The 24,588-nt window shown below is 62.7% G+C and carries 15 protein-coding genes and 2 pseudogenes; 5 read left to right on the forward strand and 12 right to left on the reverse strand.

Features of this window, described 5'->3' with window-relative positions; translation table 11 throughout:
* Positions 1-40 precede the first annotated feature (40 nt).
* Positions 41-924, reverse strand: a pseudogene (locus IPN92_19995) (AAA family ATPase).
* 155 nt (positions 925-1,079) lie between these two features.
* Positions 1,080-1,307: pseudogene (locus IPN92_20000) on the reverse strand (hypothetical protein).
* Positions 1,308-1,699: 392 nt separating this feature from the next.
* Between IPN92_20000 and gltB the strand changes: the two are divergent.
* Together gltB and IPN92_20010 are read left to right on the forward strand one after the other, a co-directional pair.
* Positions 1,700-6,328: a glutamate synthase large subunit gene (gltB, locus tag IPN92_20005; GenBank protein ID MBK8640451.1), complete on the forward strand. Its 4,629-nt coding sequence runs from the start codon at positions 1,700-1,702 to the stop codon at positions 6,326-6,328.
* 14 nt (positions 6,329-6,342) lie between these two features.
* Complete coding sequence (locus tag IPN92_20010; protein ID MBK8640452.1) at positions 6,343-7,788, forward strand: glutamate synthase subunit beta; 1,446 nt, start codon at positions 6,343-6,345, stop codon at positions 7,786-7,788.
* Positions 7,789-7,862: 74 nt separating this feature from the next.
* Here IPN92_20010 and gdhA read toward each other — a convergent pair whose 3' ends face one another.
* The 5 genes from gdhA to IPN92_20035 form a co-directional block, all read right to left on the reverse strand.
* Positions 7,863-9,212: an NADP-specific glutamate dehydrogenase gene (gene gdhA, locus IPN92_20015; GenBank protein ID MBK8640453.1), complete on the reverse strand. Its 1,350-nt coding sequence runs from the start codon at positions 9,210-9,212 to the stop codon at positions 7,863-7,865.
* Positions 9,213-9,435: 223 nt separating this feature from the next.
* The gene (locus IPN92_20020; GenBank protein MBK8640454.1) at positions 9,436-10,119 is read right to left on the reverse strand and encodes a PIG-L family deacetylase; all 684 of its coding nucleotides are present in this window, start codon (positions 10,117-10,119) and stop codon (positions 9,436-9,438) included.
* Positions 10,120-10,178: 59 nt separating this feature from the next.
* Entirely contained in the window at positions 10,179-11,321 is a 1,143-nt protein-coding gene (pseC, locus tag IPN92_20025) for a UDP-4-amino-4,6-dideoxy-N-acetyl-beta-L-altrosamine transaminase (protein ID MBK8640455.1), read from the reverse strand.
* Between the two features lie 16 nt (positions 11,322-11,337).
* On the reverse strand, positions 11,338-12,342 hold the full coding sequence (pseB, locus tag IPN92_20030) for a UDP-N-acetylglucosamine 4,6-dehydratase (inverting) (protein ID MBK8640456.1): 1,005 nt from the start codon (positions 12,340-12,342) through the stop codon (positions 11,338-11,340).
* 57 nt (positions 12,343-12,399) lie between these two features.
* Complete coding sequence (locus IPN92_20035) at positions 12,400-13,269, reverse strand: hypothetical protein (GenBank protein ID MBK8640457.1); 870 nt, start codon at positions 13,267-13,269, stop codon at positions 12,400-12,402.
* 342 nt (positions 13,270-13,611) lie between these two features.
* On the opposite strand from IPN92_20035, the gene IPN92_20040 reads away from it, so the two are divergent.
* From IPN92_20040 to IPN92_20050, 3 genes are all read left to right on the forward strand, one after another.
* A complete protein-coding gene (locus IPN92_20040) occupies positions 13,612-16,230 on the forward strand; it encodes a pyruvate, phosphate dikinase (protein ID MBK8640458.1) in 2,619 nt (872 codons plus the stop codon).
* A gap of 45 nt (positions 16,231-16,275) precedes the next feature.
* Positions 16,276-16,734 (forward strand): DUF302 domain-containing protein, encoded by a 459-nt coding sequence (locus IPN92_20045; protein ID MBK8640459.1) that lies wholly within the window; start codon positions 16,276-16,278, stop codon positions 16,732-16,734.
* 175 nt (positions 16,735-16,909) lie between these two features.
* Positions 16,910-17,407 (forward strand): hypothetical protein, encoded by a 498-nt coding sequence (locus IPN92_20050; GenBank protein ID MBK8640460.1) that lies wholly within the window; start codon positions 16,910-16,912, stop codon positions 17,405-17,407.
* A gap of 86 nt (positions 17,408-17,493) precedes the next feature.
* On the opposite strand, the gene IPN92_20055 is transcribed toward IPN92_20050, so the two are convergent.
* The 5 genes from IPN92_20055 to IPN92_20075 all read right to left on the reverse strand — a co-directional run bounded on the left by IPN92_20055 (position 17,494) and on the right by IPN92_20075 (position 24,577).
* Positions 17,494-18,915 carry a hypothetical protein gene (locus IPN92_20055; protein MBK8640461.1) on the reverse strand — a complete coding sequence of 474 codons (1,422 nt, stop codon included), beginning with the start codon at positions 18,913-18,915 and terminating at the stop codon, positions 17,494-17,496.
* Between the two features lie 163 nt (positions 18,916-19,078).
* Positions 19,079-19,936 (reverse strand): hypothetical protein, encoded by an 858-nt coding sequence (locus IPN92_20060; protein ID MBK8640462.1) that lies wholly within the window; start codon positions 19,934-19,936, stop codon positions 19,079-19,081.
* 78 nt (positions 19,937-20,014) lie between these two features.
* On the reverse strand, positions 20,015-20,611 hold the full coding sequence (locus tag IPN92_20065; GenBank protein ID MBK8640463.1) for a hypothetical protein: 597 nt from the start codon (positions 20,609-20,611) through the stop codon (positions 20,015-20,017).
* The gene (locus IPN92_20070) at positions 20,605-21,231 is read right to left on the reverse strand and encodes a tetratricopeptide repeat protein (GenBank protein MBK8640464.1); all 627 of its coding nucleotides are present in this window, start codon (positions 21,229-21,231) and stop codon (positions 20,605-20,607) included. The genes IPN92_20065 and IPN92_20070 overlap by 7 nt, the downstream gene beginning before the upstream one ends.
* Positions 21,232-21,355: 124 nt before the next feature.
* Positions 21,356-24,577: a caspase family protein gene (locus tag IPN92_20075; GenBank protein MBK8640465.1), complete on the reverse strand. Its 3,222-nt coding sequence runs from the start codon at positions 24,575-24,577 to the stop codon at positions 21,356-21,358.
* Between the last annotated feature and the right edge of the window lie 11 nt (positions 24,578-24,588).

Raw genomic sequence — 24,588 nt, forward strand, 5'->3', positions numbered from 1 at the left:
TCGCGGGGGAGGGCTGGGGAGAGGGGGCTGAACGCCCGGCTTATGCCCCCACCACCCGCCAGTCGGCCTGCACCAGATTGCGGGCCTGACGTTCGAAGACCAGCCCGACCTCGAACAGCCCCTGGTTGGGCAGACCGCGATACTTGGCGCTGTAGTCGCGGGCGCGGATCTGATCCAGGGCCGGGTTGGCGCCGCTTTGCAGGCGTAAGGGCGAGGCGGCGTCGTCTGACAGCGGGTCGAGGGGTGTGACGGGCCGAGCGGGGGTTTGGCCGCGCTGGAGTTTGATCTCGATAACGTAGATGAAGCCCTCTAGCTTGAGGGTCAGATCAACCTGACCCTGGTTGCCAATGTCCTCGGGGATGATGTCGGCGTTGAGGCTAACGAAGAAGGCGTAGAGGACGCTGGCGTAATAGCCCTCGGCATCCGGGAGATCATTCTGCGTGAAGTTGCGCCAGGGGATACCGGCGAACAGGCGGTGGATGGCGGCGACCAGGCCGGGCAGACCGCCCTGGATCAAACAGCCATAGAGGGCGTCTTGGCGCGGCGCCCGGCTACTGGGCAGAGTGCCGAGATAGCCGTCGATCAGGTGATCGGCCAGCGCCATATTCACCTCCTGGTTCGGCAGGCGCAGGCGGTAGAGCAGTCGCGACCGCTGCCAGCGGCTCTCGGCGATGGTCAGATACCCGGCCTGAAACCATGGGTGGCGAGGCCCCGAAACAGCTCCTCGCTGCCCTCGAACAGCTCCTTGAGGGTATCCAGAAACAGGCTCTTGCCGAAGCGGCGGGGGCGCGAGAGGAAGTAATATTTGCCCTCACTTGCCAGGGCAAAGGCCTGCGCGGTCTTGTCAACGTAGGTATAGCCCTCGGCAATGATCTGGCGGAAGGTCTGGATGCCGATGGGCAGTTTCTGCAACCGGGGGCTCATGGCGGCTCCTGATGGAGGGCAGGGCGAGGATGCCGACAGTCTAGCCCAACTGTCCAACGACCGCCGTTCTCCGCGGGCACCCGTCAAAAACCCTCACGCCTCACCCATTAATGCCCGCCGCCCTTGAGGGCGTTGCACATCCCTTCGATGGTGTCCTTGGCGCCCAGGGACTGGATCTGCTCCTGGGTCTCGGGGCGGACGTCGTAGGCATGGACGTCGCAACCCAGGCGGCGGGCGGTGGCGATGGCCTGGAGGCCGGCGACGCCGGCGCCGGCCTCGATCTGGACCTGGAAACCGGTCTTGACCAGCTTTTTGACCATCTCGGGGGAGGAGGCGACGCGGGTTTCCCCGGCGCAAGTCTCTTGGGGTACACCGATTTTCATAACAGCGGCATGCTTCGGCCAGGGCTAGAAAATTAATGGGCGAATCAGAGCAGCCCCCGCGTGCCAGGGAATCAAGGCATGGGGTGGGTTTATTGAGGCCAAGCCGGCGGGCTCGCGCTATGGTGGTGCGTAATTGATGGCCTTTGCCCCAATTATGAGCAAGGTTCGCGGCTTCTCGGTTTGGGGCGAGGCCGGAGCTTGGCCGGTGGGGGCCCTCGGGCAGGATTCCTGCACCGTGAGGGGGCAAGGCGCACCCTGGCTCGGGGCTGGGGGCCAGGTCCTTATTCGCTGGGCAGTTTTGGCATACATTTGGCATAATATCCCAAGCCTAACGAAATGCCGCCTCTGACTTGGCGGCCGAAAATCCGATACCGGTTCCCATGAGGTGAGCGATGAGCCTTAACGGCCTACCCCAAGCGCAGGGACTCTATGACCCCGCCTACGAGCATGATGCCTGTGGCGTGGGCTTCGTCTGCAATATCAAGAATGTCAAGAGCCGCCGTATCGTCGAGCAGGGTCTGGAGATCCTGGTCCGCCTGACGCACCGCGGGGCCGTGGGGGCCGATCCCCGCGCCGGTGATGGAGCCGGCATCCTGGTGCAGATCCCCGACGCCTTCCTGCGCGCCGAGGTGGGCTTCGAACTGCCCCCGGTGGGCAGCTATGCGGTCGGCATGATCTTTTTGCCCCGGGAGAGCGGTCGCCATGGGGAGATCCAGGCGGTCATTGAGCGCCAGATCGCCGAGGGCGGTGATCGGGTCCTGGGTTGGCGTGCCGTGCCGGTGGACAGCAGCGTCCTGAGTGCGAGCGTCCTCCCCACGGAGCCCGTGGTCCGCCAGCTATTCATCGCCCGCGGGGAGCGACATCTGGACCAGGACGCCTTCGAGCGCAGCCTTTTCGTGACCCGTAAGCGCATGGATAACGCCATCCGCTTCGCCGGGCTGCCCCAGGCCAGCTTTTACGTCGCCTCTCTCTCCACCCGCACCCTGGTCTATAAGGGCATGTTCCTGGCGGACCAGGTGGGGACCTACTACCGGGATCTGCACCATCCGCTGTTTGAGTCGGCCCTGGCCCTGGTCCACCAGCGTTTCTCCACCAATACCTTCCCGACCTGGAACCTGGCCCACCCCTTCCGCATGATCGCCCACAATGGCGAGATCAATACCCTGCGCGGCAACCTCAACTGGATGGCGGCCCGTCGCCACAACATGACGTCCGAGATCATCGGCCCGGACCTGGACAAGATCTGGCCCCTGATTCCCGAGAATCAGTCCGACTCCGCCTGTTTCGACAACGCCCTGGAACTCCTGGTGGTGGGCGGCTATTCCCTGGCCCACGCCATGATGGTCCTGATCCCCGAGGCCTGGGCCGGCAACCCACTGATGGACGATCGGCGCCGCGCCTTCTACGAGTACCACGCCGCCCTCATGGAGCCCTGGGATGGCCCGGCGGCGGTGGCCTTCACCGATGGCCGCCAGATTGGCGCCACCCTGGATCGCAATGGTCTGCGGCCCGCCCGCTATCTGATCACGGACGACGATCTGGTGGTCATGGCCTCCGAGATGGGCGTCCTGGACATCCCCGAGGAGCGCATCGTCCGTAAGTGGCGCCTGCAGCCCGGCAAGATGTTCCTCATCGATCTGGAGCAGGGGCGCATCATCGATGACGCCGAGGTCAAGGCCAGCCTGGCGGCCGCCAAGCCCTACCAGGAGTGGCTGGATCGCACCCAGATTCGCCTACGTGAGTTGCCGCCGGATATCGGCCCCATGGCCCCCGGTGCCCAGGCCCTGCTCGATCGCCAGCAGGCCTTCGGCTATACCCAGGAAGACCTCAAGTTCCTGATGACGCCCATGGCCACCACCGGCGAGGAGGCGGTGGGCTCCATGGGGGCGGACAACCCCATCGCCATCCTGTCGAATAAGCCCAAGCCCCTATTCAATTACTTCCAGCAGAACTTCGCCCAGGTCACCAACCCGCCCATCGACCCCATCCGCGAGGAGCTGGTGATGTCGCTGGTGTCCCTGATCGGGCCGCGCCCGAATCTGCTGGGCATCCACGACGGTGGCAACCACCTGCGGCTGGAGGTGGATCACCCCATCCTGACCAACACGGACCTGGCCCGCATCCGTCATATCGAGGATCACACCGCCGGGGCCTTCCGCACCCAGACCATCAGCATCTGTTACCCGGTGGATCAGGGGTCCGCAGGCATGAAGTCCGCCGTGGCCCTGCTCTGCGCGGCGGCGGAGCGGGCGGTCCGCGACGGCCACAACATCCTGGTGCTCTCGGACCGGGAGGTCGATGCGGACCATATTCCTATCCCCGCCCCGCTGGCCACCGCCGCCGTGCACCATCATCTGGTGCGCATGGGCCTGCGCACCGAGTCGGGTCTGGTGGTGGAGACGGGGGCGGCCCGCGAGATCCATCATTTCGCCGTCCTGGCCGGCTATGGCGCCGAGGCCATCAACCCCTACCTCGCCTTCGACAGCCTCTCGGCCCTGCGCCCCCAGCTGGCGGAGAAGATTTCCGAGGCGGAATTGCACAACCGCTATATGAAGAGCATCAAGAAGGGGCTGCTCAAGGTCATGTCCAAGATGGGCATCTCGACCTACCAATCCTACTGTGGTGCCCAGATCTTCGATGCCGTGGGGCTCTCCAGCGACTTTGTGGAGACCTATTTCACCGGCACGGCGACGCGCATCGAGGGTGTCGGCCTGCGGGAGATCGCGGAAGAGGCGGTGCGCTGGCACGCCGATGCCTTTGGCGCCAATCCTATCTACGAAAATGATCTGGACGTGGGCGGTGACTACGCCTTCCGCATCCGTGGCGAGGCCCATGCCTGGACCCCGGATTCCATCGCCCAGCTACAGCACGCCACCCGCGCCAACGACTGGCCGACCTACGAGGCCTTTTCCCGCACCATCAACGATCAGAATGAGCGGCTGCTGACCCTGCGCGGCCTGTTCGAGCTGGCCCTGGACCGCAACCCGGTGCCTCTCGACGAGGTCGAGCCGGCGGCCGGGATCGTCAAGCGCTTCGCCACCGGGGCCATGTCCTTCGGGTCCATCTCCCAGGAGGCCCACACCACTCTCGCCATCGCCATGAACCAGATCGGCGGTAAGTCCAATACGGGCGAGGGCGGCGAGGAGCCGGAGCGCTTCCTCCCCCTGGCGGATGGCTCGCGTAATCCCCAGCGCTCCGCCATCAAGCAGGTGGCCTCGGGGCGGTTTGGGGTGACCACTGAATACCTGGTCAACGCCGACGACATCCAGATCAAGATGGCGCAGGGCGCCAAGCCGGGAGAGGGCGGCCAGTTACCCGGCCATAAGGTGAGCAAACAGATCGCCCGGGTGCGGCACTCGACGCCGGGGGTTGGCCTCATCTCGCCGCCGCCGCACCATGACATCTATTCCATAGAGGATCTGGCGCAGCTCATCCATGACCTCAAGAACGTCAACCCCGGGGCCCGCATCTCGGTGAAGCTGGTCTCGGAGGTGGGCGTCGGCACGGTCGCGGCGGGTGTGGCCAAGGCCCACGCCGATCATGTCACCATCTCGGGCTACGAGGGCGGTACCGGGGCCTCGCCCCTGACCTCCATCAAGCATGCGGGTTCGCCATGGGAGATCGGCCTGGCCGAAACCCATCAGACCCTGGTGCTCAACCGCCTGCGCGGGCGCATCGCGGTGCAGGTCGATGGCGGCCTGCGTACCGGGCGCGACGTGGTGGTCGGGGCCCTGCTCGGGGCCGATGAGTTCGGCTTTGCGACCGCGCCCCTGGTGGTGTCGGGCTGCATCATGATGCGCAAGTGTCACCTCAATACCTGCCCGGTGGGAGTGGCGACCCAGGACCCGGAGTTGCGCAAGCGCTTCACGGGTAAGCCGGAACACGTCATCAATTATTTCTTCTTCGTGGCCGAGGAGGTGCGCCGTCTGATGGCGCGGCTGGGCTTCCGGCGCTTCGAGGACATGATCGGGCGCGCCGATCTTATCGATGTGCGCCGGGCCATCAGTCATTGGAAGGCCAAGGGCCTGGATTTCGCCCGCCTGCTGCACCTGCCGCCGGCTCGGGAGGGGGTCGCGACCCATCACTGCGAGCCCCAGGATCATGGCCTGGACAAGGCCCTGGATCACGAATTGATACGCCAGGCCGGGCCGGCCCTGGAGGGCGGCCAGCCGGTGCGGATCGAGATTCAGGTCCGTAACCACAACCGCACCTTTGGCGCCATGCTCTCGGGCCGGGTCGCGGCTCGCTACGGTCACGCCGGTCTGCCGGAGGACTGCATCTCGATCCGGGCCCTGGGCACCGCGGGCCAGTCCTTCGGGGCCTGGCTGGCGCGTGGCATCACGGTCGCCCTGGAGGGCGTCGCCAATGACTATGTGGGCAAGGGGCTCTCGGGCGGGCGCATCATCGCCCAGCCCCCGGCCAATACAGGCCTGGCCCGCGCCGAGGACAACATCATCGTCGGCAACACGGCCCTCTATGGCGCTATCTCCGGTGAGTGCTTCCTGCGCGGCGTCGCGGGCGAGCGCTTCGCGGTGCGTAACTCTGGGGCCACGGCGGTGGTCGAGGGGGTCGGTGATCATGGCTGCGAGTACATGACGGGTGGCGTGGTCGTCTGCCTGGGGCCCACGGGCCGCAACTTCGCGGCGGGCATGAGCGGCGGTATCGCCTATGTCCTCGACGAGGAGGGCCATTTCGCCAAGCGCTGCAACCAGACCATGGTCGAGCTCGAGCCTATCCCCCCCGAGGACGCCGCCCTGGAGGCCCTGTATCACCAGGGGGGTGACCTCGCGGCCCACGGCCGGGTCGATGTGAGTCACGACATGACGCGCTTCGATGCCGTCCGTCTGCGGCAACTGGTAGAGCGTCACCGCGACTACACCGGCAGCCCCGTCGCGCAACGGCTCCTCGACCATTGGGCCGAGAGCCTGCAGAAGTTCGTTAAGGTCATGCCGGTGGATTACCGGCGTGCGCTCACCCAGTTGCTCGCGGAACAACAGGCCGCGCTCGCCAAGGCCGCTTAGGAGGATCGCCAATCATGGGCAAGACAACCGGATTCATGGAATATCAGCGACAGGATCGGGCCTACGCCCCCGTCGCGGACCGTCTGCAAAATTACCAGGAGTTCGTCATTCCCCTGGGCGAGGAGGGGATGCGCCAGCAGGGGGCGCGCTGCATGGACTGCGGCATCCCCTTCTGTCATCAAGGCTGTCCGGTCAATAACCTGATTCCTGACTGGAACGACCTGGTATTTCGCGGCGATTGGCGACGGGCCATCGAGGTGCTGCACTCCACCAATAACTTTCCGGAGTTCACCGGTCGTATCTGTCCGGCCCCCTGCGAGGCCTCCTGCACCCTGAACATCGACGACACCCCGGTGGCCATCAAGGCCATCGAGTGTGCCATCGTCGATCGGGCCTGGGAGGAGGGCTGGATTCAGCCCAATATCCCGGAGCACCGCACCGGGCGGCGCATCGCCGTGGTGGGGTCGGGCCCGGCGGGCCTGGCCTGTGCACAGCAACTGGCGCGGGTCGGCCACAAGGTGCATGTTTACGAGAAGGCCGATCGGATCGGGGGCCTGCTACGCTACGGTATCCCGGACTTCAAGATGGAGAAGTTCCTGATCGACCGTCGCATCGCCCAGATGCATGCCGAGGGGGTGGCCTTCCATACCCAGACCCACGTCGGGGTGGATATGCCGGTGAGTCGGCTGCTGGACGACTTCGATGCCCTGGTCCTGGCGGGCGGGTCCGAGTATCCCCGTGATCTGCCCATCCCGGGCCGGGAACTGGAGGGGGTGCATTTCGCCCTGGATTTTCTGCAACCCCAGAATCACCGCGTCGCTGGCGATCGCATTAACGGCTTCACCGCCGAGGCGCGACACGTGGTGGTGATTGGCGGGGGCGATACAGGTTCCGACTGCATCGGCACCTCGAATCGCCAGGGTGCCCAGTCGGTGACCCAGATCGAAATTCTGCCCAAGCCCCCGGAGCGGGAGAACAAGGCCCTGACCTGGCCGGAATGGCCTAATCGTCTGCGGACCTCCTCCTCCCACGAGGAGGGTTGCGAGCGGATGTGGTCCATCGCCACCAAGGCCTTCCTCGACGATGGCCAGGGTCGGGTGCGGGCCGTGGCCTGCGTGCGGGTCGAATGGGCGCGGGATGAGGCGGGGGGCTGGCGCATGACCGAGGTCCCCGGCTCGGCGTTTGAGTTGCAGGCGGATCTGGTCTTGCTGGCCATGGGTTTCGTGCATCCCGTGCGCGAGGGCCTGCTGGCGGGCCTGCGGGTGGAACTGGACAGCCGGGGCAACGTCAAGAGCGGGACCGAGGGCCCCGAGGCCTACCATACCTCGGCGCCGCGGGTCTTCACCGCCGGCGATATGCGCCGGGGCCAATCCCTGGTGGTCTGGGCGATTCGCGAGGGGCGCCAATGCGCGCGGTCGGTGGATGAGTATCTGATGGGCAAGTCCGAGCTGCCCCGCTAGCAGCGGCGGGCCTGGAGGCAAAAAAAGGGGCGATCCTGGCGGACCGCCCCTTTTTCGTGGGTCAGCCTAGCGCGTTACACGCAACCCTGGGCCAGCATGGCGTCGGCCACCTTGACGAAGCCGGCGACGTTGGCGCCGCGGACATAATTCACGAAGCCATCCTGCTCGCCATACTGGACGCAGTTGGCGTGGATCGACTTCATGATCTGCTGGAGGCGCATATCCACCTCCGCGCGCGGCCAGCCGACGACGCCTGCGTTCTGGGTCATCTCCAGGCCAGAAACCGAGACGCCACCAGCGTTGGCGGCCTTGCCGGGTCCGTACAGGATGCGGGCCGCCAGGAAGACCTCGACACCCTCCGGGGTGGTGGGCATGTTGGCCCCCTCGGAGACGCAGAGGCAGCCGTTGGCCACCAGGGTCCGGGCATCGCTCTCGTCTACCTCGTTCTGGGTGGCGCTGGGGAAGGCCAGGTCGCACTTGACGCCCCAGGGCCTTTGACCGGCCAGGAAGCGGGCATTGGGGAAGCGGTTGGCGTATTCGCTGATCCGGCCCCGGCGCACGTTCTTGAGATCCATGACCCAGGCAAGCTTCTCGGCGTCGATGCCATCCTCGTCCACGATGGTGCCACCGGAATCGGAGAGGGTGACGGGCTTGGCGCCGCAGTCAATCAATTTTTCCACCGTGTACTGGGCGACATTGCCGGAGCCGGAGACGGTCGCGACCCTGCCTCTGACGTCCTGGCCACGGGTCGCCAACATCTCCTGGGCGAAATAGACGGCGCCGTAGCCCGTCGCCTCGGGACGTAGCAGTGAGCCACCAAAGGAGAGGCCTTTGCCGGTCAGGACGCCGTTAAAGCGGTTGGCGATACGCTTGTATTGCCCAAAGAGATAGCCAATCTCGCGACCACCCACGCCGATATCACCGGCGGGTACGTCGGTATCGGGGCCGATGTGGCGATAGAGTTCGGTCATGAAGGACTGGCAAAAGCGCATGACCTCATTGTTGCTCTTGCCCTTGGGATCGAAGTCCGAACCGCCCTTGCCGCCGCCCATGGAGAGGGTGGTGAGGCTGTTCTTGAGGACCTGTTCAAAGGCGAGGAATTTGAGGACGCCGAGGGTGACGGTGGGATGAAAGCGCAGGCCGCCTTTATAGGGGCCAATGGCGCTATTCATCTCGATGCGGTAGCCGCGATTGATCTGCATCTGGCCCTGATCATCGATCCAGGGCACCCGGAACATAACCACCCGTTCGGGTTCCACCAGTCGATCCAGGATGCGCGCCTCGCGATAGGCCGGGGTCGCCTCGACCACCGGATAGACGGAGTGAATGACCTCATGCACGGCTTGATGGAATTCAGGCTCATTCGGGTTCTTGGCTACGACCTCGGCCACGAATGCGGCGATTGCCTTTGTATTGGATGACATAGGATTTTTCTTCGGGCGGCGCCCGTCTCAGTGGGTAAATGAGAAGCTTGCGCGGATACTTTGCCCACGCAGTTTATCCAGGATCGGCTGGGGCAATGGTGATGAACCACCCAAGCCTTTCAAGGGGCGGGAAATAGTAGGCCTATCGGTGTCTTCACGCAACTTGCCAGAATCAGGAATACTTATTCGCGGACAAGCCTTTTCGGGGTAGGCGGCTAAGGGTTTATTGCAGATGACGCGCCAGCATAAAGGCCTCGGCGGCGTCGCATCCGACACTGGCGCCCCGCCAGCGGGCCAGGTGCTCGATGCCTTGGCGGGAACGGGGGTGGGGCCAGTCACGCAACTCGTCGGCATAGGCATCCAGGGCCGCGAGTTTGCCATCCAGCGTGGTGCTGATGTCCACGAACCAATGGGGGGTGAAGGCCAGGCCGGAGCCGGGGGGCTGCCACTCGGTGCTGGAGGGCAACTCAAAACAGAGGAGGGTGCGGACGGGGTGCCCCCGCTGGGGCCGGCAGGCAGTGATGACGGCCTGATGGGTGCGGCGGTGGTCGCTGTTGAGATCACCGGCATGGTGGGTGAAGAGGGTGGTGGGGCGATACAGGTCGATCAGGGCCTCCACCTTCTGGGTGATGTCCAGCAGGGGGATGCTGTCCAGCCGGTTGTCGGGCAGGTCGTCAAAGCTCAGGGAGGCGGCGCCCAGGATTTGGGCGGCGGACTCGGCGGCGGCGCGCCTATGTGCCAGTTCCGCCTGTCGCCGGGCGGGGTCCGGGTTGCGCGCTCCGATGCCGTCGGCCAGGAAGGCAATATGCACCTCGGCGCCCGCCGCCGTGAGCTTGAGGATGGCGCCGCCACAACCGAGGACTTCGTCATCGGGGTGGGCGGCGATGATGAGGGTGCGGTTCGCCATGCGGTCAGGACCTGTCAAGGGGATGGGTTGGCGTCGGATTGCTTGCGGCCCGGGCTCATTCAGGCCAGGGCGGCGGTCAACACCGCCATAACCCGGTCCTGCTCGGCCTCGGTCATGGTGGGGAAGAGCGGCAGGCTGATAGCGTGGTCATAGTAGGCCTCGGCCTGGGGAAAGTCGCCGCGCCGGAACCCGAATCGAGCGAAATCCGGCTGGGTATGGACCGGGATGTAGTGGACATTGACCCCAATGTCGGCCAGGCGCAGGGCCTCGAAAATCCGGCGTCTTTCCCTTAGGACCTGGATGGGGTAGAGATGAAGCGCCGATTGATGTCCCGGATCGCGATAGGGCAGGCGCAGGGGCAGATCCGCGAGGCCCCGGTCATAGCGCGCGGCCAGGCGCTGGCGGCAGGTGACATAGTCGTCGAGGCGTTGCAGTTGGCTGTGACCCAGGGCGGCCTGGATATCGGTGAGGCGATAGTTGAAACCCAACTCCATCTGCTGGTAATACCAGGGGCCCTCGGGTTCCCCCCGCATGCCGGCCGGGTCGCGGCTGATGCCGTGGCTGCGCAACCGGGCCATGCGCTCCGCCAGGGCGGGGTCGTTGGTGGTGGCCAGCCCGCCTTCGCCGGTGGTGATGATCTTGACCGGGTGGAAGCTGAAGACGGTGATGTCGCTGTAGCGACAGTTGCCGATGGCTTCCCCCCGATAGCGTCCGCCGATGGCGTGGGAGGCATCCTCGATGATGCGAAATCCGTAGCGCTGGCCCAGTTCGGCGATGGGCCGCATAGCGCAGGGCTGGCCAGCGAAGTGGACCGGGATGACCACCTTGGGCAGCCGGCCGCTGGCCGCGGCCTGTTCCAGCTTGGCGGCCAGGGCCGCGGGGCTCAGGTTGTAGCTGTCCGGGTCGATATCGACGAAATCCACCGCGGCACCGCAATAGCGCCCGCAATTGGCGGAGGCGACGAAGGTGTTGGGGGAGGTCCAGAGCCAGTCGCCAGGGCCGAGGTCGAGGGCCAGACAGGCGATATGCAGGGCGCTGGTGGCGGAATTGACCGCCACGCCGTGGGCGGCACCGCAATAGTCGGCGATGGCCCGCTCGAAGCGCGGCACCGCCGGGCCCTGGGTGAGGAAGTCGGAACCCAGCACCGCCGAAACGGCGGCGATGTCGGCGGCGGTGATCTCCTGGCGGCCATAGGGGATCATGTTGGTGGCCCCTGCCTCACAACTCCACGTTCATTTCATGCTGAATCATGGCGCGCAAGTCCTCGACGGTGAGAAAGTGCGGATTGGTGCCGCTGTTATAGGCATAGCCGGGTTCGACCGCCGGGCAGCCCAGACGCTCGCAATACTGGTCAACGCTGTACTTGGCGGCCATGGGCAGAATGGCGAAGTAGCGGCCGAGATCGACGGTATTGAAGCTGTCACTGGCGGTGATCATTTCCTCGTGGAGTTTCTCGCCGGGACGGATACCGATGACGGTGTGCTCGCAGTCGGGGCCAATGGCCTGGGCCAGGTCCGTGATGCGATAGCTGGGGATCTTGGGGACCAGGATCTCGCCGCCATGGGCGTTTTCCAGGGCCCAGAGGACCATGTCCACCCCCTCCTGCAGGCAAATGTTGAACCGGGTCATCTCGGGGTCGGTGATGGGCAGAATGCCGGTCTTGCGGCGAGCGAGAAAGAAGGGGACGACGGAGCCCCGGCTGCCCAGGACGTTGCCGTAACGCACCACGGCAAAACGGATGTCGCGCTGGCCGCGGATATTGTTGGCGGCGGTGAAGAGTTTGTCGGAACAGAGTTTGGTGGCGCCGTAAAGATTGATGGGGGCGGCTGCCTTGTCGGTGGAGAGGGAGATGACCCGCTTGACGTTGCATTCCAGGCAGGCATCCACCAGATTCTGGGCTCCCAGAATGTTGGTCTTGATGAACTCCGAGGGATTGAACTCGGCGGCCGGTACCTGTTTCAGGGCGGCGGCATGGATGACGGTATCGATACCTTCGAGGGCGCGCTTGAGGCGGTTGTAATCGCGTACGTCCCCGATGAAATAGCGCAGGTTGGGATAGATGGCCGGGTCGAAGACCTGCGACATTTCATACTGTTTGAGCTCGTCGCGACTAAAGATGACCAATCGCCGGGTTTTGGGATGAGCATCCAGTACCGTCTTGACGAAGGCCTTGCCGAAGGAGCCGGTGCCGCCCGTGATGAGTATGGAACTGTCGGTGAACATGGAATTCAGGTCTGATATGCGCCCGGAGGATTCCCGTGGGCGAGTGATAGCGAGCCGTCAGCGTACCGGCTGAACCCCGAGGAAACGATGCCATTTACGGGTTCTGTTGACCTTGGCCGGGCGGGCGATGGGATTTTCGAGAAAGAATTGCACGGCCTGGGCTACGGACAGGCCCCGGTGATGAATCGTCGCCAGGTGCCCGGTGATCGCCTCCCGCCAGCCGCGCTTGTTGGCCCAGTAGTGGGTGAAGTAAGGCTCCTGCCCGTCCGGATTGACTTCACGGATTTCCTGGTTATTGGCCGTCATGGCCGCGCTCATGGCGATCTGTTCGGTCAGCCGGTGCAGGACGTCCGTTGCCAGGATGGCGTCACAGACCGCCAGGGATTTTTTGACCAAGGGGAGATTGGCGCCGGAGAGTCCGGTAATGCCGGTATTCCACATGGGGGTCTTGCGGTCTATGGTGATCCCCGACCATTCCCGGTTGCCGACCTGTGCCCACAACTTTTTGGCGCCCTTATTGCCTTTGCGACCGCTGTCGTAGAGATTGTATTCAAAGCGATCCATATAGATGGCGCCCGCCTTTATCCCGGCGATCACGGGGGCGAGACTGCGATTGAGTACCATGTCGGAATCGAGGTAGAAGACCGCATCCGCGGCGGGTTGCAGCTCCAATCCGAATTCCACGGTCTTGATGAGGGCGCGAAAAAAGTGCCCCTCCGGCCCTATCCACTGGTTAACGTCCTGTTCGGACATGCCATGCACCCTGACGGCATCGCCAAACCAATTAAAGTGGTCCGGGTGATCCGTGGCGATGGCAATATCGTAGGGCGGTTCGGCATGAGCGATCAGGCTCAGAATTAACCAGTGCGCTTGCCAATAGAGGGCATCATCCTTGCCGAATACCATGATGGTGTAACGCGTGAGCATGATTCATTCCGCTCATGCAGACTGAAGGTTGAAGGGTTATTCGGAAGACAATCGCTATCTTGGCTCTTGATTCTGAATGACGCCCGAAAATATTTACAAGATTTTTCAATATTGTAGTCCCGTCATCTGGGCCGCGCAATATTAGGGTAACGCCAGGCCCCGGATTACCCTGGGGTTCAGTCCCAAGCGAACAACCGGCCTCGCGGACCCCTGCTGGCTAACCTAGGCCCACCGGTTGGCAAGGTCGTATAATCCCGATTCGCGCCACTTCCTCTGGTCGGAGCCCCGCGGCAGGCGGGGTGGGTTGGGGCCGGCCAGCTTGCCACAGACCCAGGTATCCGCATGATCGAATCCCACTTCAGCACCGGCATCACGGCCCTCGACCGCGTCTTCCGGGGTTTGCTGCCCGGTGACAACCTGGTCTGGCATATCGATGACATCGCTGATTTCGTGCCCCTGGTGCCGGCCTATTGCCGGGCGGCGCGCAAAGAGGGGCGCCGGTTGATTTACTTCCGCTTCGCCGATCACCCCCCGCTGTTCCAAGAGGGTGACGCGGGGGAGATCCACTATCTGGATATCTCCCTGGGCTTCGAGCGCTTTATCACCCAGGTCCGGGCGGAGATCCGCGAGGCGGGTCGCGGGGCCTTCTTTTTGTTCGACTGCCTGTCCACCCTGGCCGAGGCCTGGTCCAGCGACCGGATGCTCGGCAATTTCTTTATGCTGACCTGCCCCTATGTCTTCGACCTGGAGTCCCTGGCCTATTTCCCCCTCCAGCGTAACACCCATTCGGTGCAGGCCACGGTTCCCATCTCCCACACCACCCAGATTCTGACCGAGGTCTATCGGCGTAAGGGGAAGGTCTATATCCAGCCGAGCAAGGTCGAACATCGCTACTCGCCGACCATGTACATGCTGCATGTCTGGGAGGGCGATCACTTCACGCCGATCTCGGACAGCGCGACCATCGCGGAGATCCTGACCGCCAAGCCCTGGGCGGGTCTGGACGCCGTGCATTTCCGTCTTGGCAAGTGGAACCGCACCTTTCTGCAAGCGGAGCGGGTCTGGGAGCAGCAAGAGCGTGGCGAGGACCTGGGTCAGGAGGCCCAGGAGGTGTTTCGCACCCTGACGGAGATGGTCTTCAGCCGCGAGGAGCGGGTCCTGAGCCTGGCCGAAAAGTTTCTCGATCTCGGCGATCTGCTGACCATCTGGAAGCGGATCATCGGTACGGGTCTGATCGGCGGCAAATCGGTGGGCATGCTGCTGGCGCGTGCCATTCTGCGCAAGGTGGACCCCCGCTGGGGCGACTTATTAGAGGCCCACGATTCCTTCTTTATCGGTTCCGACATCTTCTATTCCTACCTGGTCGATAACGGCTGCTGGCTCCATCGCCAACGGCAGATCATGGGCCAGGATGCCCTGCTCGACGACTTGCACGAGGCGCGCCGCCGTATCATCACCGGCCACTTCCCCAATGAACTCATGGAGGAGTTCGTCGAGATGCTCGATTATTTCAGCCAATCGCCAATCATTGTCCGTTCCAGCAGCCTGCTGGAGGACAGCTATGGCAATGCCTTCGCGGGCAAATACGAGAGCGTCTTTTGCGCCAATCAGGGCTCTCACCAGAAACGTCTCGACGACTTCATCGCCGCCGTCAAGACCATTTATGCCAGCACCCTGAGCGAAAAGGCCCTGCGCTATCGGGAACAGCGTGGCCTGCTGGACCGGGACGAGCAGATGTCGCTGCTGGTGCAGCGGGTCTCGGGCCGCCGCTACGAGAATCACTTCTTTCCCCAGATCGCCGGGGTGGGTCTGTCCAAGAACCCCTATGCCTGGAACAAGTTGATCGACCCCGCGGCCGGCATGGTGCGGCTGGTGTTTGGGCTGGGCACCCGGGCGGTGGATCGCTCGGACGATGACTACACCCGGGTGGTCGCCCTCAATGCGCCGCAGCGCCGGCCCGAGAGTGACGACGAGGAGGTGCGCCAGTACTCCCAGCGGCGCGTGGATGTGATCGACCTGGATGCCAGCCAGGTGGTGGCGGTCGAGTTCACCGACATGACCAGTCGCAGGGACGACCTGCCGCTGCATATCTTCAGTTCCCCGGACGAGGGCCTGGCGCGCCGCGCGGCGAATCAGGGCCTGCCCCCCCCCAGGGCGCGGCTCCTGACCTTTGATCATCTCCTGTCCAAGACCCCCTTCGTCAAGGACATGCGGGAGATGCTGAGAATTATCGAGGAGGCCTACGACTATCCGGTGGACATCGAGTTCACCGCCAACTTCAGCGACGATGAGGACTACCGGATCAATCTGGTGCAGTGCCGTCCCTTGCAAATCTCCGCCGATGGCGCTGATGCCCAACTGCCGATCGCTGCGACCGGGGGCAAAATCGTGCTGGAGGCCGCGGGCGCCGTGATCGGCAAGAGTCGCCAACACGAGATCGATCGCATTATTTATGTCATGCCCAGCGTTTATGGGCATCTCCCCATCCAGGATCGCTATGCGGTGGCGCGGCTGATCGGGCGTCTCCTGCGTGTCGATGACCAGGGGCGCAAGGTCATGCTGCTTGGGCCGGGGCGCTGGGGCACCACCATGCCGCTGCTCGGTGTGCCGGTCTCTTTCGCGGAGATCGACAAGGTGGCGGTGCTCTGCGAGATCGTGGCGATGCGGGAGAATCTCATTCCCGATGTCTCTCTTGGCACCCACTTTTTCAATGACCTGGTGGAGTGGAACATGCTCTACCTGGCGCTCTTTCCTGGCCGGGAGGGCAATCTGTGGGACCTGGGCTTCTTCGAGCAGTCCCCGAACCGTCTGGCGGAACTGGTGCCCGAGGCGGCGAGGTGGGAACACGCCGTGCGAGTCCTCGATCTTGACCGGGAGCAGGGCGTCATGACCATCTGGGCCAGCTCGCTCGAACAAAAGGTGCTGTGCTACCTGGCCTCGGACCACCAGGATCAGGCTTAGGGGCTGGCGGATTCGAGACCTAATTCATTATCAATAGGAAGCATTATGAAGAATAAGCTTTTCACCCTCGCCCTCTTTGCCCTCCCCAGTCTCGCCCTGGCGGCCCCCTACGCCCTGTACGAGAGCGAGAGCGACTTTGACACCGTGCTGGATGGCGCCAAGAACGCCATCCAGGAGCGGGGGCTCTATATCAACAACATCATGCACCTGGGCGAGATGCTGGAGCGTACCGGCAAGGACCTGGGGATTGGCGGGCCCATCTATAGCCGCGCCGAGTCCATCGAGTTCTGTAGCGCCACCCTGTCGCGGAAGATGACCGAAGAGAACCCCCAGCGCCTCGTCAATTGTCCCTTCATTCTGTCCATCTATGCCTTGCCAGGCCAGGCGGGCAAGACCTTCATCGTCCATCGCAACATCTCCGAGGAAGAGACCGCCAACAGCCCCGCCATGCGCGAGGTGGCGGAGATGCTGAAAGGTGTCGCCGAGGGAGCGGCTTCCTGGTGAGGGTCGGGTTCGCTGGCTATACCCAGCGCTGGTCACTCGCCGGCCTTATAGCAGGAGGGCCGGCCCGGGAAACCGAAAACTCCGGTGTGTTGGGTATGAATGGGCTAATATTTCAACGCTGTCGGCGGCGGTCGCCACCGGTGGGTACAAGCTGGATAGACTTGAGGACGAATAAATGAAAAATATCAGAACGCCAATTGCCGCCTGTTTGATCTGTGTGGGACTGAGTGGATGCACCGCCACCACGGGCTCCAACCAGGCCACGGGTACTGCGGTTGGAGCAACCGGAGGGGCGTTGGCGGGAGCCATTATCGCCAATAACAGTGGCGGCAACCCACTTATTGGGGCCCTGATTGGCGGCATCGCCGGCGGTGTTATTGGTGCCGCTATTGGTGCGCAATTGGACGAGCAGGAGCGCATAGCCATGGAGGCGGCTATGCAGAGGGCTGCCGTAGCCAAGCCGAACCAGAAGATTGCCTGGACATCTCCGACCCCGTCCAAGAAATCTGGCAAGAAGACCACCGGCTACGTCATCCCCGGCGAAATTTATACCAATACCTCCGGTCAGCAATGCCGCAATATCGAGCAGGTTGCCGAAAAGGACGGTAAGACCATCCAGGGCAAGACGACGGCCTGCAAGACCAACAAGGGTTGGACCGAGGCCGCTGTTTAATGCTTTGTTGAATTTACGACGGCGGGCAGGGAAGCCCGCATCGATGGTGTTTGACCCCTCATTCGAGGGCGCCAGGATGTATCACTTTAGAAATCCTTAACCTGGCGGTAGCTCTCGGAGCCCGTGCCCCCCCCGCCGCGTAGCTTGGCGACTGCGTCGGGATTGATCTCTTCCAGCTTCTTTAGGGTGTTCTCATCCTTGGCGATATGGCGCAACCGTTCCGGCGTGGCGGCGGCCAGGGCGGCCGGCGGCTTGGAATTGAAATCCGCCAGCAGTCGGTCCAGGTCCTTGTTGCCATGGAAGCTGACTTTGACGACACCTTGCTCCACCGAGTCGAGTTGGAAGGCCTTCTCGCCAAATTTGGCGTTCAGGGGTTTGATTAATACATTGTTGACCAACTCGGCAAAGTTGTTATTGTTGCCGGCAAACTCAATCTCATAAACTGAAATCCCGTTAGCGGTGAAGTTGCGGAAATCCACCCTGATCACCGGCCTGAGGCCGATAAGCTCCTTTTTGAACAGGACCCCGACATCGTAATTGGGGAGACCCACCACGCGCAGTTCATAAACCTTGCTGGGGCTCATGAGACGTTGTTCGAAGAAGTCCTTGGAGAACTCGGAACCGATGAGCTTGCCGATGTCCTGGACTGCCTCGTCCTCGCTCGCCCAGCTATGGCGCCGTGGGACCTTGTTATTGAAGTAAATCTCCTCGCCGGTATGGTTATCAACGCACTTGACGGTCCAGGAGGTGATGATGTGTTTTTTAACATTTACCCCGGATGCCTGCAGGGTGACACTCCGGACATCGAATTTGACCTTGCCATATATTGAAAAATCAGACTCTTTAAGATGGGAGACTGAAATGGTGGTATCCACCTGATTCTCAAGTTCGGAAGATTCTCTCATTTCCGCTTTGATTTTCTTGGTCATTTCCTCCGACCAGACCCGATAGCCAAAGCCGGAGATATGCTCCTTGAGGATGTTTTCGGCGATGTCCGAACGGCTCTCCCAACTGCCACGCTCCGCATCCTGGGCAAATACCGCCACGGATATTTTGGGATCGCCATACTGCCGGATATAACCGACCCGCGAAGATCGCGACATTTCCTGGAGGGCCTCTTCGACTCCGGTGACAAACACCTCGGCCTGAATCAGCATGTGCATAAAGCCATCCTCTCCGAGCCAGGGATTGCTCTCCTTGATCACGCGCTTGATGAGCCCGGTGGATTGGCTGAAGACCCGGTCCTCCAGCAGCACATAGTTCTCCACCAGGGTGCTGCTATCGATGAAGGCGCCAACGGCCTTCTCAATGACCTGTCGCCGGGCATCCTGGCGCAGATCATCGATCATGAGTCCCTTGTCGCGTTGGTAGGTTTCCGCGTTGGGGTCGGCCAATCCCTCGGCGGTGACGGTAATGGTGTCCGCCGCAAGGGCCGGGAAGCTGAAGAATCCCAATAAAGACAGGAGGAATAGCTGGCGGAGGGCGCAGGCCATGTATCGCATCATCATCACTCCATCCGCGCACGGACAGTCATGGGCGCCAAGACGCGGTCAACATTCCGTGAGATCGACATTATCTGGATCGTAAGGGAGCGAAGCCGGCCGCGAATCTCGGCTCGGCTTCGGTCCCAACTAGCATGGTGGCTAAGGTCAGGTTATGGCGCGTTCCGCGCTAGGGGCGCAAGTTGGCGCCGCCCCCCTGGGCCTCGGGCGGCAAGATCGGGACCGCATCCGGGCCCACGGGTACATTGATAGTGCCCTCGCGGATCTGGGTACGGCCAGTAAAATTGCCATCCCCGCCAAAACTAGCCGGCGCCTGATTGAAGTCGTCATGCTGGGCACCGATGCCTTCGACCTCGATCACCTCGCCGTCGTATTTGAGGCGGCGACCCACTACATCCTGTATAAAGCCGAACTTCAGGCGCATCTTCACATAGGCGTCACCGTTTTCATCCCAGCGGTAGCCCACCAGTTCCGCGCCATAAATCGCCGCCATCATCTTGGCGCGGATGGAGTCGGACTTCAGGATGAAATCCTTGACCGAAGTGTTACTGTCAATCTTGAAGCCAATAATAGTCTTGGCCAATTGCTTGTAGGCGTCCAGTTCCGCGGCCCGCAGGGCGCGCAGGGGGCCCGCCATCTCGGGAGTAGAGGTCGCGAAGCCTACGCGCTGAATGGTCTGACCGCCGAAATCGATGTTCTTGCCGATGATGTTGGTCACCCTTCCCAATTTGATGGAGGCCGTCACCTGGGCAATATCCTTGTCGGGATCGTAGATGGCCTCCGTGTATTCAATACCCTTGATGGCGGCCGCGGTCTTGGCATCGACGGTGACCTCCTGCGCGACCAGATCCTCGACGCTCTCGCGACTGCGCACCTTGAGACCGATCACGCTTTCCACGATGGCCCGCTCGGCGGCGACCTTGGCGGCATTCACGGTCATCAGCTTTTTGTTGCCCGCGATGGCTACTTGACTACCTAGCAGCAAGGCCAGCGCTACCAGGGTGAAACGAAAATAAAGGCGAGTCATCTGTTACTCCTCGGAATTATCAAAAAAATTAATTGCCATTGGATCGGCTTTCCCCGCCATGAAGGAGCCTTGGGCTCTTCACCAATACAGCAGGGTGGCGCCGCCGCCGATGTTGATGGATTTTAGGGGTGCCAGTTGCTTTATATCCTCCGGGGATAGGTCGATCATCTTGATGTCGGGGTGACTATTAAACAGGACCTCCAGTTTTTGCCGTCCGTCCGCCAGGGGTATCGGGAGTGGCGCCGTGGTGAGGGCGGCGGCTAACGGGGCTCCCTGTGGGTTGGTACGGTGAGACGCCGGGATGGGTCCAAAGCGGATGCTGGGGGCATGGTCACCAAAGGGGGCTAGCACCTCCTTGCCTCCACCCGTATTACCCGTCGTTTGAAGCTCGAAGGGCCGACTGGTACCCGCCTCGGGCTCGGGAGGTCCCAGGCGTTCGAAGCGATCCACCTTGATGACGCGCTCGCCATTCTGTTCGACGATGCGTGCCATCAGGCGGTACTCCCCGTCCTGGCTACCCGCCTTGAGCCCTTCCAAGACTTCCCGGTTGATGTCGATGAGCTCCTCGGCATTGCGCTCCATCAGGGTGCTGTTGCCGGCCCAAACCGGGGCCGGCACAGCGACGATCGCCATCAAGACCAGGCCGTGCATGATGGCGCCCATGGGGACTACCATTCGCCTGGCTTCAGTGCCCGGCCGCCACCCATGAACTCCGTGGCCCTTTCGACCTTGGGTGGACGCTGCCCACCACCACCACCACCGCCACAAATTTCACGTTGCGCGCGACGCAGGCCTTCCTGGGCATCCAACAGTCCGGGATTGAGCGCCAGCGCCTTTTTGTACATGTCCACACTCGCCTTGCACTGACCCTTCATCCGATAAATCTCGCCCAGATAATAGAAAGGCATGGGTTGGGCGGGAGAATACTGGGTAGCCTGTTTCAGGTGCGTTTCAGCCGGACCGTATTGGTGCATTTTGAAGTAGATGATGCCGGCACCGGCCTGAGCCCCGCCATGACTGGGTTGAACACGGATGGCGCTCAAATAGGCGTCAAGTGCCTGAGGTTGCATGTTGAGGCCCTCGTAGGCCTTGCCCAGCCCATAAAAGGCCTCGCCAAAGCGGGGGTCCAGGCGCACCGCCTCCTGAAAATTCATGAGGGCGCCATTGTAATCCCCGACATCGTAGGCGGCCCTACCCTGGTTGTAATAATCCGTTGCCGTTCCGCCCCCCTGAGGGATCGTTTGGCAGCCTACCAGTATCAAGCTCATCAACAGCATGACAAAGAGACGACGCATCTCAACTTCTCCTCTATTCAATCTAGTGTGGATGGAAAAAGGGTTCCGCAAATTTTGGCTTAACTATAGGATCCCGAGGGGCTGCTTACCATGGATTTTTAGCCTGACCCTGCGTCTCCGGCGCCTACCGTTTTACGGCAATCGGGAAATCCGGAATGGTCTGCGGCTTGGTAGTGGTGGGGGTCTGCTTGTTTCCCGTGAGCGATTTGACGCGCTCGCTGAGATACAGATCAAGCTGATTGATGGTGATGCGGCCGTCCTTGGTATAGTTCGCGGCCCCGTCGAAACCCTCCACCAGGGCCTTGGTAAAGGCCCCATTGCCCCATTCGGGATTTTCCAGTGAATACTGTTTGCCCGTGGAACTGGCAAAGACCACCACCCCATTCTCGGCGGCGGTCAGATCGTTGATGACGCCGGTTATGTTGGCCACCTCCCCCCGCCTCGCGCCCATGATGTTGCCGGAATGGCAGGTGTCCACGAAGGCCAGCACCTTGCTCGGCAGGGACGAGAGGGTCTTTTTGACATCAAAAGAGGAGACGGCGGTGCGGCGCAGGCGCTCGGGGTCGGAATTCCGGGTCAGGTAATAGTAGTCGCCATCGGGGTCGTTCGCGCCGTGGCCAGACACGAAGATGACGGCGATGTCCTTGCTGGTGACCTCCTGGCGTAGCCAGTCGAGGCCATCGAGAAGTTCATCACTGGTCGGATTTTCCAGGATGCGGACCATCACCTCGCGGTAGATACCTCCGGACTGGCGCTCCAGGGCGGCGCCGAAATCCTTCGCATCCTTGGCGGCATAGGTGAGGTCCAGGCTGTCGTTGGCATAATCCGAAACCCCGGCCGCCAGGGCATAGAGCTTGGGCTGGAGAATGAATGCATCCGGCTGGCCGCCCCCTTCCCAGCGCAGCCTGATGGTCTCGGGCGGGGAGGCGCCGTACCGATTCTCGGCCACCAGGCTGAGGGTCAGGTCGCGGCCGGGCAGGCTAATCTCCAGGATTTCCTCACCTGCCGCCGGCTGGGCAGGCTCTTCCTGTTTGGTAATGCGCTGGAGCCCCCGTTGGGCATCCAGGGGCCGGCCGTCCACCAGTATTTGCAACGGGCGGAGGGGCTCGCCACTGGGATTTTTGATGCGATAGCGGAGGCTGGTCTGGCCTTGGGCGAAACCCTCGCCATCCCGGGGGCTGATGATCTGGACGAGGGGGGGCAGGGATGTCGCTACGCTTTGGTTGGGCAGGGTCTTTTCGCCCTGGGTATTGGCCTTGGCAATCGCCTGGCCCTCGTCCAGGGTCTCCAGGATGTTCGCCACCACCTGGGGACGGTAGAAACGCTCCCGGAAACTGCTGACGGGGTAGAAGTCGGAGGCATTGGCCTGGGTCATGGCCCGCCCGACCACCGCCCCTACCTTGGGTGGGGCCTGGGGGTTCGATCGCTGGGGAAAGATGTCGAAGGTGAGATATTCCATGCCTCGAATAATATTGGCATGGACGGCTTCACCGGCGCCTGTCTGGTTGATGACCTCGATCAACTCCTCTCGCGATTTGACCCGGACGCCATTGACCGATTCGATTTGGTCCCCGGCGAGGATGCCCGCGTTAGCGGCGGCGGAGCCTGGGACCAGGTTGAGCACCGACAGGCCCTCCCCCATCTCGACGCGGTTCAGGTGCCAACCAATCAGCCGGTCCCCGCCGGGACTGGCATCGTAGTAACCATCCGGGCTCCAAAGTACCCATTCCCGGGTCTCCTTGTGCACGAACAGCGCCAGTAACTCCTGGCCATCGGCGTAGCGGTACCAGCGGACCGTGCCATCCCCGAAGGCGGCCGTGGCCAGCCGGCCATCGGCGCTGATGTTGACACCCCAGGCGGTGTCATGGACCTGGGTCTGCCAGACCGGCTGGCCCTGGCGGTCGAAACGGCGGAGATACCAGGCCGTGCCCAACAGGAAGCTTTGTCCATCGGGGGCGATGGCCAGGGCGCGGGAGGTTTCGTGCGGTGCCAGGGGCAGGGCCTTGTCATTGAGCTTAGGCCCCGGCTTGTTCTCCCAGTCGCTGACCTTAAGGCCCTGAGCCTTGATGCGGGGCGCGGCCAGGGGGCTGATGCCCAGGCCGCGGCGCACCGCATCGTCCAGGCCGCCAGGACCCATGCCTTGGGCCTGGCGCCATTGATTGAGGGCTACCTTTAATTGGGGCCCCGCCTGGCCATCGATCCCACCGGGGTCGAAGCCTGATTCAACCAGGCGTTGCTGGAGCAGCCAGGTCTCGTTGATCTGGCCCTCGAAGAGTCGCTTGGAATTGATATCGAACATGACGGTTTGTTCGCCGCCATAGCCGAGACCCACGGCGATCCGGCGCCCATTGGCGGAGACCCGGAAATGCTCGCCGAGCTTATTGCGTAAATCAGGAATCACCGTGCGCCGCTTCTGGATCAAGTCCCCATCGTGATTGAACTTGAGCCAGGCGGGGTCGTTGGTGGCGGCAAGGAGCCCGCCATTGGCCAAGGGCCTCAAGTCAGCCAGGCTGTTACCCGTGCCTTGCCAAAAGCGCCTTTCGCCCTTGCCAGCCTTTTCCCAGGCCACGATCGGAAACTTGCCGTCGAGCTGGAAGCGACCCCCCGCGAACAGGTGCTGGCCATCGCTGGACCAGGCGACCTTGCTCAAATCCCCGTTGTCTATCCCTTTCCGGTTGGGGTGCTCCAGGGGTTGCAGATCCTTGCCAGAGAGCAGATTCACCACCGGGGCATCCGCGAAGCCGACGGCGATCCGGGCGCCATCGGGGGAAAAGGTGACGGCGAAGGGCTCCTTGCCACCCGGGGCCGCGCGCTTGGCCGCGAGATGGAACTGGTCGTCGTAGAGGCGGATCTGGCCGTCCAGGGAACTGGTTACCAGCTGGCCCTTGGCGTCGAAGTCGCACCAGTGGCTGGCGTCGCCATAATCGCTGTCGCTGGCCACCTGCCGCCAGCCATCCGTAGCCCAGACGCGGATGCCGTCGCCACCCAGGCTGGCTACCAGGTAGCCGCCATCCCGGGAAAAACAGAGGTGGTTGATGACATTGGGTAAACCAAGCAGATGCTGCCGCAATTCGCCGCTGACCCGGTCGAAAAGGTAGAGATGGTAATTGCCCGGCCCCTCGGTCCCGGCCTTGGTGGCCCCGCCGGCGGCGATCCATTGGCCGTCGGGTGACAGGGCGGCGGCGTACAGACGGCCTTCCTCGCCTTCGCCGATCGGTATCCGCAAGGTCTTGCTCAGGTTCCCGTCATCGAGGGTCCAGAGGCGCAGGGTCTTGTCGTCGGAGGCGGTGATCAGCAGCCCCCCCGCCTGATCGACGGAGATGCGCTTGATCGGGCCCGTATGCATGCCCGTTTCCA

Source organism: Chromatiaceae bacterium (assembly GCA_016714645.1).
GTDB lineage: Bacteria > Pseudomonadota > Gammaproteobacteria > Chromatiales > Chromatiaceae > M0108.

Excerpts from the sequence above, each read along its gene's own strand:
- IPN92_20045 (MBK8640459.1), top strand. The coding sequence starts at position 16,276 with ATGAAGAATAAGCTTTTCACCCTCGCCCTCTTTGCCCTCCCCAGTCTC.
- IPN92_20050 (MBK8640460.1), top strand. The coding sequence starts at position 16,910 with ATGAAAAATATCAGAACGCCAATTGCCGCCTGTTTGATCTGTGTGGGA.
- IPN92_20010 (MBK8640452.1), top strand. The coding sequence starts at position 6,343 with ATGGGCAAGACAACCGGATTCATGGAATATCAGCGACAGGATCGGGCC.
- IPN92_20040 (MBK8640458.1), top strand. The coding sequence starts at position 13,612 with ATGATCGAATCCCACTTCAGCACCGGCATCACGGCCCTCGACCGCGTC.
- IPN92_20035 (MBK8640457.1), bottom strand. The coding sequence starts at position 13,269 with ATGCTCACGCGTTACACCATCATGGTATTCGGCAAGGATGATGCCCTC.
- IPN92_20060 (MBK8640462.1), bottom strand. The coding sequence starts at position 19,936 with ATGACTCGCCTTTATTTTCGTTTCACCCTGGTAGCGCTGGCCTTGCTG.
- pseB (MBK8640456.1), bottom strand. The coding sequence starts at position 12,342 with ATGTTCACCGACAGTTCCATACTCATCACGGGCGGCACCGGCTCCTTC.
- gdhA (MBK8640453.1), bottom strand. The coding sequence starts at position 9,212 with ATGTCATCCAATACAAAGGCAATCGCCGCATTCGTGGCCGAGGTCGTA.
- IPN92_20070 (MBK8640464.1), bottom strand. The coding sequence starts at position 21,231 with ATGCGTCGTCTCTTTGTCATGCTGTTGATGAGCTTGATACTGGTAGGC.
- pseC (MBK8640455.1), bottom strand. The coding sequence starts at position 11,321 with ATGATCCCCTATGGCCGCCAGGAGATCACCGCCGCCGACATCGCCGCC.
- IPN92_20075 (MBK8640465.1), bottom strand. The coding sequence starts at position 24,577 with ATGCATACGGGCCCGATCAAGCGCATCTCCGTCGATCAGGCGGGGGGG.
- IPN92_20055 (MBK8640461.1), bottom strand. The coding sequence starts at position 18,915 with ATGATGATGCGATACATGGCCTGCGCCCTCCGCCAGCTATTCCTCCTG.
- gltB (MBK8640451.1), top strand. The coding sequence starts at position 1,700 with ATGAGCCTTAACGGCCTACCCCAAGCGCAGGGACTCTATGACCCCGCC.
- IPN92_20020 (MBK8640454.1), bottom strand. The coding sequence starts at position 10,119 with ATGGCGAACCGCACCCTCATCATCGCCGCCCACCCCGATGACGAAGTC.
- IPN92_20065 (MBK8640463.1), bottom strand. The coding sequence starts at position 20,611 with ATGGTAGTCCCCATGGGCGCCATCATGCACGGCCTGGTCTTGATGGCG.